The organism is Pseudomonas sp. FSL R10-0399 (assembly GCF_009600165.1).
Classification (GTDB): domain Bacteria; phylum Pseudomonadota; class Gammaproteobacteria; order Pseudomonadales; family Pseudomonadaceae; genus Aquipseudomonas; species Aquipseudomonas helleri.
The window spans coordinates 1-15118 of the sequence record NZ_WIWK01000133.1 but is presented as its reverse complement, the minus strand read 5'-3'; the positions used below and the strand labels follow the sequence as shown (position 1 = coordinate 15118).

Annotated in this window: 12 protein-coding genes and 2 pseudogenes; 10 read left to right on the top strand and 4 right to left on the bottom strand. The window is 59.2% G+C overall.

Going from position 1 to position 15118, the window contains the following annotated elements; translation table 11 throughout:
- From mutL to GHO41_RS30830, 10 genes and pseudogenes are all read left to right on the top strand, one after another.
- Nucleotides 1–781, top strand: a pseudogene (gene mutL / locus GHO41_RS25580) (DNA mismatch repair protein MutL); the annotation flags it as partial.
- Nucleotides 781–1761, top strand: coding sequence for a tRNA (adenosine(37)-N6)-dimethylallyltransferase MiaA (gene miaA, locus GHO41_RS25575; RefSeq protein WP_153435007.1), 981 nt, complete (start codon nucleotides 781–783; stop codon nucleotides 1759–1761). The pseudogene mutL and the gene miaA, both read left to right, overlap by 1 nt.
- 90 nt (nucleotides 1762–1851) lie before the next feature.
- Nucleotides 1852–2112, top strand: coding sequence for an RNA chaperone Hfq (gene hfq, locus GHO41_RS25570; RefSeq protein WP_048366600.1), 261 nt, complete (start codon nucleotides 1852–1854; stop codon nucleotides 2110–2112).
- A gap of 12 nt (nucleotides 2113–2124) precedes the next feature.
- Entirely contained in the window at nucleotides 2125–3426 is a 1302-nt protein-coding gene (hflX, locus tag GHO41_RS25565; RefSeq protein WP_048366599.1) for a ribosome rescue GTPase HflX, read from the top strand.
- Between the two features lie 96 nt (nucleotides 3427–3522).
- On the top strand, nucleotides 3523–4707 hold the full coding sequence (gene hflK / locus GHO41_RS25560; protein ID WP_048366598.1) for an FtsH protease activity modulator HflK: 1185 nt from the start codon (nucleotides 3523–3525) through the stop codon (nucleotides 4705–4707).
- Complete coding sequence (gene hflC, locus GHO41_RS25555; protein ID WP_048366597.1) at nucleotides 4707–5579, top strand: protease modulator HflC; 873 nt, start codon at nucleotides 4707–4709, stop codon at nucleotides 5577–5579. Before hflK ends, hflC begins: the two co-directional genes overlap by 1 nt.
- A 338-nt stretch (nucleotides 5580–5917) precedes the next feature.
- Entirely contained in the window at nucleotides 5918–7105 is a 1188-nt protein-coding gene (locus GHO41_RS25550; protein WP_048385271.1) for an ATP phosphoribosyltransferase regulatory subunit, read from the top strand.
- 54 nt (nucleotides 7106–7159) lie between these two features.
- Nucleotides 7160–8449 carry an adenylosuccinate synthase gene (locus GHO41_RS25545; protein ID WP_048366595.1) on the top strand — a complete coding sequence of 430 codons (1290 nt, stop codon included), beginning with the start codon at nucleotides 7160–7162 and terminating at the stop codon, nucleotides 8447–8449.
- A gap of 417 nt (nucleotides 8450–8866) precedes the next feature.
- Nucleotides 8867–9610, top strand: a pseudogene (locus GHO41_RS30835) (methyl-accepting chemotaxis protein); the annotation flags it as partial.
- A gap of 21 nt (nucleotides 9611–9631) precedes the next feature.
- Nucleotides 9632–10516 (top strand): methyl-accepting chemotaxis protein, encoded by an 885-nt coding sequence (locus tag GHO41_RS30830; RefSeq protein WP_371929038.1) that lies wholly within the window; start codon nucleotides 9632–9634, stop codon nucleotides 10514–10516.
- Nucleotides 10517–10704: 188 nt separating this feature from the next.
- Here the strand turns inward: GHO41_RS30830 and GHO41_RS25535 are convergent, their stop codons facing one another.
- The 4 genes from GHO41_RS25535 to GHO41_RS25520 all read right to left on the bottom strand — a co-directional run bounded on the left by GHO41_RS25535 (nucleotide 10705) and on the right by GHO41_RS25520 (nucleotide 14813).
- Complete coding sequence (locus GHO41_RS25535; RefSeq protein ID WP_153333283.1) at nucleotides 10705–10962, bottom strand: DUF3077 domain-containing protein; 258 nt, start codon at nucleotides 10960–10962, stop codon at nucleotides 10705–10707.
- A gap of 465 nt (nucleotides 10963–11427) precedes the next feature.
- Nucleotides 11428–12981, bottom strand: a complete 1554-nt coding sequence (locus GHO41_RS25530; protein WP_153435006.1) for an iron ABC transporter permease — start codon at nucleotides 12979–12981, stop codon at nucleotides 11428–11430.
- The gene (locus GHO41_RS25525; protein WP_048366591.1) at nucleotides 12981–14003 is read right to left on the bottom strand and encodes an iron ABC transporter substrate-binding protein; all 1023 of its coding nucleotides are present in this window, start codon (nucleotides 14001–14003) and stop codon (nucleotides 12981–12983) included. Before GHO41_RS25525 ends, GHO41_RS25530 begins: the two co-directional genes overlap by 1 nt.
- Before the next feature lie 144 nt (nucleotides 14004–14147).
- Nucleotides 14148–14813, bottom strand: a complete 666-nt coding sequence (locus tag GHO41_RS25520; protein ID WP_153392762.1) for an outer membrane protein — start codon at nucleotides 14811–14813, stop codon at nucleotides 14148–14150.
- Between the last annotated feature and the right edge of the window lie 305 nt (nucleotides 14814–15118).

Here is a 15118-nt window from a genome sequence, read left to right as displayed (position 1 = left end):
CCTGCTGGAGCAGCCTCAGGCCGCACCGGCTGCGCACGTGCCGGGTTCCGGTGCGGGGGCGGGTTATCAGTCTTACTACCGGCCGCCGACTTCCGGGCCGTCCATGGCGACCGCCGAAGCCAAAAATGCCTACCGCGAGTTTTTCGCGCCATTGCCCGAGGCCACGGCGGCGCCGATGCCCGAGGGGCAGGGTGATATTCCGCCATTGGGCTTTGCCCTGGCGCAGCTCAAGGGTATCTATATCCTTGCGGAAAACGCCCACGGCCTGGTGCTGGTGGACATGCACGCGGCCCACGAACGGATCATGTACGAGCGCCTCAAAATCGCCATGGCCAGCGAAGGCCTGAGCGGCCAGCCGCTGCTGGTGCCCGAGTCGATTGCGGTCAGCCAGCGTGAGGCCGATTGTGCCGAAGAACACGGCGAGTGGTTCCGCCGCCTGGGCTTCGAGTTGCAGCGCTTGGGCCCGGAGACTCTGGCCATTCGCCAGATCCCGGCCTTGCTCAAGCAGGCCGAGGCGCAGCGCCTGGTGCATGACGTGCTGGCCGACTTGATGGAATACGGCACCAGTGACCGGATCCAGGCGCACCTCAACGAATTGCTCGGCACCATGGCGTGCCACGGCGCGATCCGCGCCAATCGGCGCTTGGCCATCCCGGAAATGAACGGATTGTTGCGGGACATGGAAAACACCGAGCGCAGCGGTCAGTGCAATCATGGTCGTCCCACCTGGACCCAAATGGGCCTGGACGACTTGGACAAACTCTTTTTGCGCGGTCGCTGATGACAGGTTCCAAAGCTTTACCCCCGGCCATCTTTTTGATGGGCCCCACCGCCGCAGGCAAAACGGATCTGGCGATCGAGCTGAGCAAGGTGCTGCCCTGTGAGCTGGTCAGCGTGGATTCGGCGCTGGTGTATCGCGGCATGGACATCGGCACGGCCAAGCCGTCCAAAGAGATTCTGGCGGCGCACCCGCACCGGTTGATCGACATCATTGACCCGGCCGAGAGCTATTCGGCGGCTGATTTTCGCCGCGATGCGTTGCAATCCATGGCCGAGATCACCGCACGGGGCAATATCCCGCTGCTGGTGGGCGGCACAATGTTGTATTACAAAGCGTTGCTTGAAGGTCTGGCCGACATGCCGGCCGCCGACCCGCAGGTGCGTGCGCAACTTGAAGAAGAAGCTCGGCGCCTTGGCTGGCAGGCGCTGCATGATCAGTTGGCAGCGATTGACCCGGAGTCGGCGGCGCGCATTCACCCCAATGATCCGCAGCGTCTGACCCGGGCGTTAGAGGTGTATCGGGTGAGCGGCCTGAGCATGACGGCCCACCGGCTCAAACAATCTGAAGAATCTACTAAAGCAGCAGCTTCTGGCGGCGGCCAATTGCCCTATACTGTCGCCCAACTGGCCATCGCTCCGGCGAACCGGCAGGTGCTGCATGAAAGAATCGCGCAAAGATTCATGCAAATGCTGGAACAGGGATTCATCGACGAGGTCTTAGCCCTGCGAGATAGAAGTGACCTGCACGCCGGGTTGCCGTCTATACGTGCAGTGGGCTACCGCCAAGTCTGGGATTATCTGGACGGCAAGCTGACAGCGACCGAGATGCAGGAGCGCGGCATCATTGCTACGCGCCAATTGGCCAAACGTCAGTTCACCTGGTTGCGCGGTTGGGATGATCTACATTGGCTGGACAGCCTGGACTGCGACAATCTGCCGCGCGCCTTGAAATACTTGGGATCGGTCTCCATATTGAGCTGAGTCCCGGAAATTGCCGTCTATCCTATGGGTATGGCGACATCGCCATCTAATTTTTGTATCTATTTTTTTATCCTTACAGGAGTGCGGCACATGTCAAAAGGGCATTCGCTACAAGACCCTTACTTGAATACTTTGCGTAAAGAGAAGGTTGGCGTTTCCATCTACCTGGTCAACGGTATCAAGCTGCAGGGGACTATCGAGTCGTTCGACCAGTTCGTGATCCTGCTGAAAAACACCGTGAGCCAAATGGTTTACAAACACGCTATCTCGACAGTCGTCCCAGTACGTCCGATCCGTCTGCCTAGCGCGAGCGAATCTGATCTGGCAGACGCTGAGCCAGGTAACGCTTGATAGGAGTCTCCTTTGTTCTTTGAGCGCCACGGTGGTGGTGAACGGGCGATCCTCGTTCACTTGGAAGTTCAGGACCCTGAGGCGCACGAAGATCCGCAGGAGTTCCAGGAGTTAGCAGTATCGGCTGGCGCCGAGACCGTCGCGTTTTTCAACGTGCCGCGTCATCGGCCTTCGGCCAAGTACCTGATTGGCAGTGGCAAGGTCGAGGAGTTGCGCGACCTGGTCAAGGCCGAGAAGGTCGACATTGTGATTTTCAATCACGTCCTCACGCCCAGTCAGGAGCGTAACCTCGAACGCGTGTTCGAGTGTCGCGTGCTTGACCGTACCGGGCTGATTCTCGACATCTTCGCTCAACGCGCCCGTACCCATGAAGGCAAGCTGCAGGTCGAACTGGCCCAGCTTGATCACATGAGCACGCGTCTTGTGCGCGGCTGGACCCACCTTGAGCGTCAAGGTGGCGGCATTGGTATGCGCGGGCCGGGTGAAACCCAGCTCGAAACCGACCGCCGTCTGTTGCGTATCCGCATCAGCCAGATCAAGTCGCGTCTGAAAAAAGTCCGCAGCCAACGTGAACAGTCCCGTAGAGGGCGCCAACGCGCCGATATTCCTACGGTGTCGCTGGTGGGGTATACCAACGCCGGTAAGTCCACGTTGTTCAATGCGGTCACGCAGTCAGACGTATTTGCCGCAGATCAATTGTTCGCCACGCTCGACCCGACCTTGCGCCGCGTTGACCTGGACGACCTGGGGCCGATCGTACTGGCCGATACCGTGGGCTTTATTCGTCACTTGCCGCACAAGCTTGTTGAAGCATTCCGGTCTACGCTCGAAGAGTCGAGCAATTCGGATTTGCTGCTGCACGTGATCGACGCGCATGAGCCCGAGCGCATGCAGCAGATCGAACAGGTGATGATCGTCCTCAACGAGATTGGCGCGCAGGACTTGCCGATCCTTGAGGTCTACAACAAAATCGATTTGCTTGAAGGTGTAGAGCCGCAGATCCAGCGTGATGCCGATGGCAAACCGCAGCGGGTCTGGTTGTCGGCCCGTGAAAACCAAGGTCTGGAGCTGCTTGAGCAGGCCATTGCCGAGTTGTTGGGCAGTGATTTGTTCGTTGGCACCTTGCGCTTGCCGCAACGTTTTGCTCGACTGCGTGCACAGTTCTTCGAACTGGGGGTTGTGCAAAAAGAAGCGCATGACGATGAGGGCTCCAGTTTGTTGGACGTACGCCTGCCGCGTTCCGAGCTCAATCGCTTGGTCAGCCGTGAAGGGATGCAACCGCTGGAATTCATCGAAGAACACACTTTGCAATAAAAGCCTCCTAAAGCGGCCGTGCCGCTGTGGTAGGCATTCTGTAGCATTGGTCGGCGCGCCGTGGGCGCGTCTTTGCTTTATCAGATGGAGAGCGCTATGGCTTGGAATGAGCCGGGTGGCAACTCGAACAATCAAGATCCCTGGGGTAGCAAACGCCCTAAAAATGGCGACCGCAAGGGACCACCGGATCTCGACGAGGCCTTCCGAAAGCTGCAGGAAAGCCTGAATGGGTTGTTCGGTGGTGGAAAAAAACGTACCGGTGGCGGTGGCAACGAAGGTGGCTCAGGCGGTAAGAGCGCCGGCTTCGGTGTGCTCGGCCTGGTACTGGTCGTTATGGCAGCCGTCTGGCTGTACAGCGCGGTTTATGTGGTCGACGAGCAGGAGCAAGCCGTCGTGCTGCGCCTGGGCAAGTACTACGACACGGTAGGTCCGGGTCTGAACATCTACTTGCCGCCGTTCGATAAAAAGTACATGGAAAACGTAACGCGTGAGCGTGCGTACACCAAGCAGGGCCAGATGCTCACTGAAGACGAAAACATCGTCGAAGTGCCGCTGACCGTGCAGTACAAAATCAGCAACCTGCGCGACTACGTGCTGAACGTTGATCAACCGGAAGTCAGCCTGCAGCAAGCCACAGACAGTGCCTTGCGTCACGTCGTGGGTTCCACGTCGATGGACCAGGTGTTAACCGATGGCCGTGAACAAATGGCCGTAGAGATCAAGGAGCGCCTGCAGCGTTTCCTCGATACCTACAAAACCGGTATTACGGTGACTCAGGTCAACGTACAAAACGCTGCTGCACCGCGTGAAGTACAAGAAGCCTTTGACGACGTGATCCGTGCCCGTGAAGACGAGCAGCGTGCCCGCAACCAGGCCGAAAGCTACGCCAATGGCGTGGTTCCGGAAGCCCGTGGTCAGGCACAGCGCATCATCGAAGATGCCAACGGTTACCGCGATGAAGTGGTGTCTCGCGCCAAGGGTGAAGCTGACCGCTTTACCAAGCTGGTGGCCGAGTACCGCAAAAATCCTGACGTGACCCGTGACCGTCTGTACCTGGACACCATGCAGGATGTCTTCAGCAACACCAGCAAAGTACTCGTGACCGGCAACAAAAACGGCCAGAGCAACCTGCTGTACTTGCCGTTGGACAAAATGATTGAAGGCCGTACTGGCGGCAGCAACTCGGTAACGGGTTCGGCAGCTGCGGCGAGCAGTTCTGATGCTGGCACGCACATCAACACGGATCTGCCGACACCACCGCGTACCAGGGAGAGTCGCTGATGAGCAATAAATCGCTGGTCGCCCTTATTGTTGCCGTTGTTGTGGCGATCGTTGCCTGGAACAGCTTCTACATCGTCTCGCAAACCGAACGTGCCGTGCTGTTGCGCTTCGGCCGTGTGGTTCAGGCCGATGTTCAGCCAGGCCTGCACGTGAAGATCCCTTACGTTAACCAGGTGCGCAAGTTTGACGCCCGCCTGATGACGCTGGATGCACCGACGCAGCGTTTCCTGACGCTGGAAAAGAAAGCGGTCATGGTCGATGCCTTCGCCAAGTGGCGTGTGAAAGATGCCGAGCGCTTCTACACCGCGACTTCGGGCATGAAGCAGATTGCTGACGAGCGCCTGTCGCGTCGTCTGGAATCGGGCCTGCGTGACCAGTTCGGTAAGCGCACCCTGCACGAAGTGGTGTCGGGTGAGCGTGATGCATTGATGGCTGACATCACTGCATCGCTGAACAAAATGGCTGAGAAAGAGCTGGGTATTGAAGTGGTCGACGTTCGCGTCAAGGCCATTGACCTGCCCAAAGAAGTAAACCGCAGCGTTTTCGAACGTATGAGCACCGAGCGTGAGCGTGAAGCACGTGAGCATCGGGCCAAGGGTAACGAGCTGGCAGAAGGCATTCGTGCTGACGCCGACCGTCAACGTCGTGTTCTGCTGGCTGAGGCGTATCGCCAGTCCGAAGAAGCACGCGGTGATGGCGATGCCCAGGCTGCTGCGATTTACTCCAAGGCTTACGGTCAGGACCAGGAGTTCTACAAGTTCTATCGCAGCCTGCGCGCTTACCGCGAAAGCTTTGCGAACAAGAGCGACGTACTGGTTCTGGACCCAAGCAGCGAGTTCTTCCGCTACCTGGACAAGTCCAAGCCGCAGTAACGCTGTAACCCTGCAGGAGCGATCTTTTGATCTTGAAAGCTCGCTCCTGCAGCAAAAAAGCATCCTGTACACGCACTCCGCCGGGCGGGCAAATTGCCTCGCGGGGTGATCCTTTTAGAAAACGTGTGTATGATGCGGCAGCCGGGAAATTCCCGGCTTTTTTGCGTCTGCATGTTTGATTGACCGGATGGCTGTGACAGCATCGGTAGATTTTTCGAGGAATGTGCTGAGCCTGTCATTCAGGCTTTTTTGCTGTGCGCGCTAAAGACGCAGCCACGTTCTGCTTTACTCAAGGCTTGCCTGCTGGCTGGCCACCCGGATCATAGGGGAATGGCGTAATGGCAACGGTAGACCGCTGGCTTCTGCCAGATGGCATCGAAGAAGTACTTCCACCAGAGGCTGCGCGCATTGAAGTCGCGCGGCGTCAGGTGTTGGATCTGTTCCAGAGCTGGGGCTATGAGTTCGTCGTCACCCCGCATATCGAATACCTGGAGTCCCTGCTGACAGGGGCTGGCCAGGATCTCGACCTGCGGACCTTTAAGGTTATTGACCCCAAGACGGGTCGCCAGATGGGTTTTCGTGCCGACATCACGCCGCAAGTGGCGCGCATTGATGCGCATACCTTGCGTCATGAAGGCCCGAGCCGTCTGTGCTACGCCGGCAGCGTCCTGCATGCTCAACCGCGTGCATTGTCGTCCTCGCGCAGCCCGATCCAGTTGGGCGCCGAGTTGTATGGCGATGCCAGCCCGAGCAGCGACGTAGAAGTCATCAGCTTGATGCTGGCCATGCTGCAACTGGCCGATGTGCCGGATGTGCACATGGACCTGGGACATGTCGGCATTTACCGTGGGCTGGCCCGTGCGGCCAACCTGTCGGTTGAAGTGGAACAACAATTGTTCGACGCCCTGCAACGCAAGGCGATCGACGAAGTAACAGCCTTGACCGAAGGTTTGCCGGCCGATCTGGCTGACATGCTTCAGGCATTGGTGGGTTTGTGTGGCGGCCGTGAAGTGCTGGTTGCTGCGCGTGAGCGTCTGGCCAAGGCTCCGGCTGAGGTGATGGCTGCTCTGGACGACTTGCAGGCCATTGCCGAGCGGTTGTCGGTGCGTTTCCCGCAGTTGCCGCTGTATTTTGACCTGGGTGAGTTACGTGGGTATCACTACCACACAGGTGTGGTGTTTGCGGTGTTTGTTCCGGGCGTTGGGGATTCCATCGCCCAGGGCGGTCGTTATGACGATATCGGTGCTGTGTTTGGGCGTGCCCGTCCGGCGACCGGTTTTTCGACCGATTTGAAAACCCTGGTAACCCTGGGGCGTGCTGAGGTTCAGCTACCGTCTGGCGGTATCTGGATGCCTGACAGCACAGATGCGGCACTCTGGCAGCAGGTTTGCCAGCTTCGCAGTGAAGGTCAGCGTGTGGTTCAGGCATTGCCTGGCCAGCCACAGACCGCCGCCCGTGATGCGGACTGCGACCGCCAATTGATTCAGCAGAACGGCTTGTGGCACGTCGTGCCGCTGGCTTCTTGAGTTTTCCTGCCGGCGGTTGCCGGCACCAAGTTTGCGCGAATGAGGACAAGTGTTATGGGTAAGAATGTCGTAGTCCTGGGCACCCAGTGGGGTGATGAGGGCAAAGGCAAGATCGTTGATCTGCTGACCGAACATGCTGCCGCTGTAGTGCGCTACCAAGGTGGCCACAACGCTGGCCACACCTTGGTGATCGACGGCGAAAAAACCGTTCTGCACCTGATTCCGTCGGGCGTATTGCGCGAAGGCGTGCAGTGCCTGATCGGCAACGGTGTGGTGGTTGCTCCAGACGCTCTGTTGCGTGAAATCATCAAGCTGGAAGAGAAAGGCGTACCGGTGCGTGAGCGCCTGCGTATCAGCCCGTCCTGCCCGCTGATCCTGTCGTTCCACGTTGCACTGGACCAGGCCCGTGAAAAAGCCCGTGGCGAGCTGAAGATCGGTACAACCGGTCGCGGCATTGGCCCGGCATACGAAGACAAGGTTGCACGTCGCGGTCTGCGCGTTGGCGATCTGCTGAACATGCCGCGTTTCGAAGCCAAACTGCGTGAACTGGTGGATTACCACAACTTCATGCTGGTGGGTTACTACAAAGACACCGCCATCGACTTCGACAAGACGCTTGCCGAGTGCAAAGAATACGCTGAGCTGCTCAAGCCGCTGATGCTGGACGTGACCGCTGAGCTGCACGACCTGCGTCGCGCTGGCAAAGACATCATGTTCGAAGGCGCTCAAGGTTCGCTGCTGGACATCGACCACGGTACCTACCCGTACGTGACCAGCTCCAACACCACCGCCGGTGGCGTTGCGACCGGTTCGGGCGTTGGCCCGATGTTCCTGGACTACATCCTGGGCATCACCAAGGCTTACACCACTCGCGTGGGTTCGGGCCCGTTCCCGACTGAGCTGTTCGACGACGTCGGCGCTCACCTGGCCAAACAAGGTCACGAGTTCGGTGCAACCACCGGCCGTGCCCGTCGTTGCGGCTGGTTCGACGCCGTTATCCTGCGTCGCGCTATCGATGTGAACAGCATCTCGGGTATCTGCCTGACCAAGCTGGACGTACTCGACGGTCTGGAAACCATCAACATCTGCGTTGGCTACAAAGATGCAGACGGCAACGAAGTGGCGCCAACCGACGCTGACAGCTACGTAGGCCTGCAGCCTGTGTACGAAGAAGTACCGGGCTGGACTGAATCGACCGTGGGTGCCAAAACCCTGGAAGAGCTGCCAGAAAACGCCCGTGCTTACATCAAGCGCGTAGAAGCACTGATCGGCGCGCCGATCGACATCGTCTCGACAGGTCCGGACCGCAACGAAACCATCGTTCTGCGTCACCCGTTCGCGTAACACCTCGCGATGCAAAACAAAGGGCCCTTCGGGGCCCTTTGTTGTTTTAGCCAGATCCACGGCATGACCCTTGCTTCAAAAACCTCATAAGCGTGCCATCAAAATAATGGCACCGTTGTGGAGGGGTTTTCTGTGTCTGCCGTACTCTCATTGTTACAAAGCCGTTTATTGCGGCCGGTATTCGTTACCCTCGGTATCGCTCTTTTGGTGCAAGTGCTGGTGGCTGTCGCACTGACGCGGAGCACGGTCACGGCCCTGGAGTCTGATCTGGATGCGGGGCTGAGTGCAGACAGCAAACAGTTGGCGGCCGAACTGGAGTTGGCCGGGCGTGAGGTCAAGAGCAACCTGGACGGGTTGTCGGTCAGCACTCGCCAGCGCCTGACCGCAGGCCTGGAGCCGCGCCTTAAAGACGAACAGATGCAGCTCTGGGAAATGCTTGAGCAGAGCCTCAAAGACTCCGCGAACGACATGGCGCAGCTGCTGGCGGCCGTTTCGTCCCGGGCCATTTGGGACAACGATGTGCCAACCCTGTCGGACTTCGCTCGGCGTGCCCAGCGCAATCCCAATGTGCTGTTCGTGGTGTATGACGATGCCTCGGGGCAGCATCTGACGCGCTACCTCAACCGTGATAACCCGATCAATAAAGCCCTGCTGGAAAAGGGCAAGGGCGAGCGCGCGCTGGATAAAGTCCTCGATGCTGCGCGCAACGATCCGGCGGTGTATTACCTCGAAGCGCCCATCAGCCCCAACGGCGTTGTGATCGGCAAAGTGTTGATGGGCGTTTCTACTGCCTCGATCGAACAGTCTCTGGCGGCGCTGGATCAGCGTTTTGCGTCGTTGATTGTGAACAGTGATCAGTTGGTCGACGACAGCCTGCAAGGCGCGGCCAGCGAAAGCTCCAAAGCCCTGGGCGCGCGTTTGCAGTCGGCGCAGGCAGCGGCCGCACAAATGCAGGTCAATACCGCGCATACCGTACGTGAGGCAGCAGAAGCGCTGCGCTGGCGTATCGGTTTGAGCCTGGCGCTGGTGGGGCTTGGCGTGTTGCTGGTACTGGCGGTGGTGTTGGGGCGGCGCGTGGTGAGCAAGTTACTGCTGCTTAACGCAGCCTTGAATGACCTGGCGGCAGGCGAGGGTGACCTGACCAAGCGCGTAGGCCTGAACAGCAAAGACGAGATTGGCGACATGGCGGCAGCGGTTGACCGTTTTGTCGACAAGTTGCAGCCCATCGTGCGTGAAGCGGGGGATGTGGCCCAGCGCACCGGAGTCGAGATTGGCGTGATGACGATGCGCAATGCCGGGGCGGATGCGGCGGCGCAGTTGCAGCGCGATGAAGTGGCGCAAAGCCTTGAGGCGCTGTCGACCATGGCTGATGCGGCGCAGTCTGAAAGCCAGGCGATGCAGGCGGCGCTGCGCCAAGTGGTGGACATTCGTCAGGCGACTGACGAAAACACCCGCACCTCGGCGCAAGTGGGCGGCTTGATTGAAGCGCTGGCCGGGCAAGTGGGCGAGGGCGCCAAAGTGATTGAGCGGCTGGCGCAGCAAAGCGAGCAGATCGAAGTGGTGCTGACGGTGATCCATGGCATCGCTGAGCAGACCAACCTGCTGGCGTTGAACGCCGCCATTGAAGCGGCGCGGGCAGGCGAGACGGGGCGCGGCTTTGCGGTAGTGGCCGATGAAGTCCGCGCCTTGGCGAGCAAAACGCAAAGCTCTACCGGTGATATTCAGGCGCACATCGTGGCCTTGCAGCAGGGCGCGAAAGAAGCGGTCGCGGCGATTGCGCAGGCCGGGCGGCAGGCGGACGAAGGCCTGGCGGTGCTGCGCGGCAGTGTGAAATTGCAAAAAACCGTGCAGGCCTCGGTTGAGCAAGTGCACACAGCCATAGACGATGCGACCAAAGCCGCAGCGCATCAGGCTCAGGGCGCCCATGCAGTGCGTGGGCGGGTCGAAGTGATCCATGCCCAGGCCGAACGCGCGGCCGAGGCCGTCACGCAGACCACGGCCAGCGGCAAGGTGCTGGATAGCCTGGCAGGGCAGTTGAAGGCCAGTTTGGGGCAGTTCAGGGCTTAAAATCAAAAGCCCCTCTCCCTAGCCCACTCCCGGAGGGAGAGGGGACTGATTGGGGGATCTTGGTGATGGTGTGCGGTCTGCAAGCAATGGCGTTGAATCCGAAACCACCTCGGTAAAGCTCCCTCTCCCCCGGGAGAGGGTTGGGGTGAGGGCTGGCGGGTTACGCACAAGCGCATTCATGGCGAGCATTAATCAGTTAGTAGCGAGTCCACCAGCGCACGGGCCATCTCCATGCTGTGAATAACATTCCACAGCTGCTCGGCTTCAAGGCCTGAAAGGTGGGCGCTGATGTCGTCGGCGTTTAACTCTGCGCCTTTAAGCAGCAGCGAAACGTGTTCAAGCGCGTCTCGTGCGGGAATACCGGGGTGGGTGGCGAACAGCAGCGTGCCGCGATGGGCGCTGGTGTGAAAGGCATCGAGGGGTGGGTCTGGGACGATTTTATTCATGTGCGCATACCTTGAGCAGTCTGGAAGAGGCTGCCACTGCCCGCTGTCATACGGAAAGGGTGGCAACTGCATGCGGGTGACAGACCGGGAAGGTATGCAAGCCCGGTGCACTCGAAAGTGCCCCGCACACAGCCGCCATAACGCGTGCTGGCATTACCTTGTTCGCAGTCTGTCAAAACCGGCCACTGAAATCAGTGACCCGTCGAGACTATCCGCGCAGTTCCAGCGCCACAAGGCGGTGAGGATTCTCTAGGAAAGGTCCTGCGAATGAAAGAGACGAAGCCGGTGCAGGCGTTGCGAATTGTGTGGGAAAAAGCCCCTCACCCTAGCCCTCTCCCAGAGGGAGAGGGGACTGATTGGGGGATCTTGGAGATGATTTGCGGTCTGCAAGCAATGGTGTTGAATCCGAAACCACCTCGGTAAAGCTCCCTCTCCCTCCGGGAGTGGGTTGGGGTGAGGGCGGCTTCAGCGGCTCAAATACATCCGCGTGGTCAGCAAATACACCGGCAAGCCCGACACCACGATCAACAGCGCGGCATAAGGCGCCGCCGCCGCAAACTCTACATTCGAGGTGTGTGCCCACACTTGGGTGGCCAAAGTGTTAAGCCCGGTGGGGCTCAGCAGCAAGGTGGCGGTCAGCTCTTTCATGGCGTCGAGAAACACCAGCGCAAACGCTGCGCCCAACGCCGGGAAGATAATCGGCAAGGTCACCCGGCAAAACGCCGAGAACGACGAGGCGCCCAAGGTGCGGGCGGCTTCTTCCAGTTGCGGGGCGGCCTTGTTCAGCGCGGTGCGGATCGGTGCCTGCGCCAAGGGCAAAAACAGCAGCGCATACGCCACCAGCAGCAACGCCGAGGTCTGATACAGCGCCGGCACGTAATGCAGCGAGAAGTACACCAGCGCCAGGGCAATGACCAGGCCCGGCAGGGCGTGCAGCAGGTACGGCAGGCGTTCGGCCCAGATCGCCAGTTGGCCTTTGTAACGCACCACCAGCAACCCCACCGGCACCGCCAGCACCAGACACAAGGCTGCACCGCCCAACGACAAGGCCAGCGACGAGAACAGCGCCTCGCCAATCGCCGCTATCGGGAAGGCCGCCGAGCTGCCCTTGATCAGCCAGTACGCCAGCATGCCCAGCGGGATGCCGCTGCCAATCACCGCCAGCAGCAGGCAATACACTTGCCCCACCAGCGACCACTTGCCCAACCGTACCTGCTCGGCGCGCCGTGCTGCGCCCTGGCCGATGCGAATGTGGCGGCCTTTGCCGCGCACTTTCAGCTCCAGCCACAACAGGCTCAGGCACATCACCAGCAGCACCGCCGACAGCATCGCCGCATTGGCGTTGCTGAATTCCAGTTCAAATTGCTGGTAGATCGCGGTGGTGAAGGTTTGCAGACCGATGATCGACAGCGCGCCAAATTCCACCAGCATGTGCAAGGCAATCAGCAGCGAGCCGGCCAGGAGCGAAGGCCAAAGCAGCGGCAGGGTGATCTTGAAAAATACCCCCCAACGGTTCTGCCCCAGGGTACGCGCTGATTCTTCCAGGGCCGGGTCAAGGTTGCGCAGGGTAGCGGCGACCGGCAGAAAGATCAGCGGGTATTTGGACAGGCTCATCACCAAAATGGCCCCGCCCAGGCCTTCAAAGCTGGCGCTGAGGGATACCCAGGTGAAGCTGCTGACGAACGCCGGGACGGCAAACGGCAAGCACAGGATCACGCCCCACAGGCGCCGCCCCGGCAAGTTGCTGCGTTCCAGCAACCAGGCCAGCGACAGGCCGACCACGGCGCAGGTCACGGTGACGCCCACCATCAGCAGCAGCGTGTTGCGCATCAGGCCGAACACATACGGCCGCCACAACAGGCTCAACGCCTGCGTCCAGCCGGCTTGCCAGGCTTTGGTGGCGACATACAGCAGCGGCAACAGGCTGAGCCCGACCAGCAGCAGGACGGGCAGCAGCAGCCAGATCGACGGCCTTTTGCGCTTCAGGGTGTGGCGCACAGGGTGGGCAGTGGCGAGCATCAGAGCAGGCCGGTTTCGCGTTCGAGGTCCAGCGCTTCTTCGGCGTTGCCCAGGTCAGCCGGGGTGATTTTCGGCGCTTGCAGCTCTTCGAATGGCTTAAGACCACGGTCCGACACCATGCCTTTGCGCATCGGGTATTCGGCGGTGGTGTTGGTGATCACTCGCTGGCCTTCTTCGCTGGCCATGTAGGCGAGCAATTGCTGGGCTTCTTTGGGGTGCTTGCTGGCTTTGATCACGCCTGCGCTGGACACGGTGATCAAGCCGCCCGCATCACCGTCGGTGAAGTAGTGCAGTTTGGAGTCCAGTTTGCCTTTCTCTTTTTCCAGGGCGAACCAGTAGTAGTTGTTCACCAGCACGGTGGCGACTTCGCCGTTTTCCACTGCTTTGAGTGCAACCATGTTGTTGGTGTAGGTTTTGCCGAAGGCGCGCAGCCCGGTCAGCCATTCTTCTGCGGCGTCGCGGCCGTGCAGTTTAATGATGGCCACAGCCTGTTCCTGAAAGGCGCCGCTAGTGGGGACGAAGCCGACTTTGCCTTGCCATTCAGGGTTGGCGAAATCGAGTACCGATTTGGGCAGGTCTTCTTCCTTGATCAACTTGGGGTTGAACGCCACGACGCGGGTGCGGGCGGTCACGCCGATCCAGGTGCCATTGGCGGCCACGTATTCTTTGGGCAGCGCTTGCAGGGTGCTGTCGTCGGCCTTGGCCAGAAAGCCTTGCTCGCCCAGGTTGTTCAGGGGCGGCGATTCTTCTGCGTAAAACACGTCTGCCGGGGAGCGGTCGCCTTCTTCCATGATCTGGCTGGCCAGCTGGTTGCTGCTGCCCTTGCGCACGTTGACGTGAATGCCGGTTTTGGCTTCAAAGGCGGCGGCCAGGTTATCGCCCACTTCTTTGTGCTGGCCGTTGTACAGCGTCAGGGTGACGGGGTCGGCTGCGTAGGCGGGGGAGGTCAGTGCAAGACCGAGGATGGAGAGCGTCAGGCCGCGCAGTAGAGATGTCGCAAGCCGGGTATTTCGGAGCATCATTCGCTGGGTTCCTCACTTTGGTACTACAAAACTTGTAACAATAATAAACGATATTGTTTCTCAAGTGCGGACCGGGCGAGGAGAGGTAGGCAGGAGGAGTGCAAAAGAAGGGAAATGCAGCCAGGGGCTGCATCTCATGCTGGCTTAGAACGCGACCCGTGCTTCCACGAAAAGGTTTTGGTCGCTGAGCTTGCCTTTTAGTTGTTCATCTCTGGCGTTGATGCGGTTGGCAAAGGAGTTGCGGCCTGTTTCAACTTTGCCCATGTCGACATAGCGATAGCCTAAGCCCAGGCTCGTTGTTTCAGTCAGCTTGGCGGTCGCGCCAAGTCCTGCGCTGTAGGCAAAGTTATTCTGGCGTTTGTTCTCGAAGCGCCGGCTTTTATTGCCTTGATACCCTTCGGCATCTATCTGAGCTACACCGGCGCCGACCGTGCCGTAGAACGACAGCCAATCATTTACTGCAAAGTCTTTGTAAGCATTGAGCATCAGGCGTTGGCTATCAATCTTGAGCCGGTTCACGTTGGCCTCGAAAGGAGCCCAGTGGGAGTCAAAGTTGGCATGGGTGCGCGAGGTGTATTCACCTTCAAGGCGCCAGCCGCCCGAAAACGCATGGCCCAATGCCAATGATCCAGAAATGCGTTTATTGCTGTCGGGGTTGGACACGCGGTCGGTGACGCGAGGGCTGGTTAACAGTGCGTCAGAGAGTTTTTGATGGGCGCTGTTGAGCTTGGCCGAGCCATACCACTCCCCAGCTTGTGCTGCAGGAATGCAAAATGCCGTAAGTATTAGTGCCAGGCAGGTGTTGTTCATAGTGCTGACTCATCTTATTGGAATAGAAGAGTCGCATTCTCATTGAGGTGTCTTGCCGAAATGGATAAGACGAATCTGATTGTTCTGTGAGACAGGTTATTTTTTGTGCAGTATTTGAGAGTTCGATGGAGCGCAGTTGCAGGGGATGTGCATTTAGAATGCCGGAAACTAAAAAGCCCGCTTTCGCGGGCTTTTTGAGTGGTTTCACAACCGTAGGCTGTAAACCTGAATTGGTGCCCAGAAGAAGACTCGAACTTCCACGGCCTTGCGGCCACCAGCACCTGAAGCTGGCGTGTCTACCAATT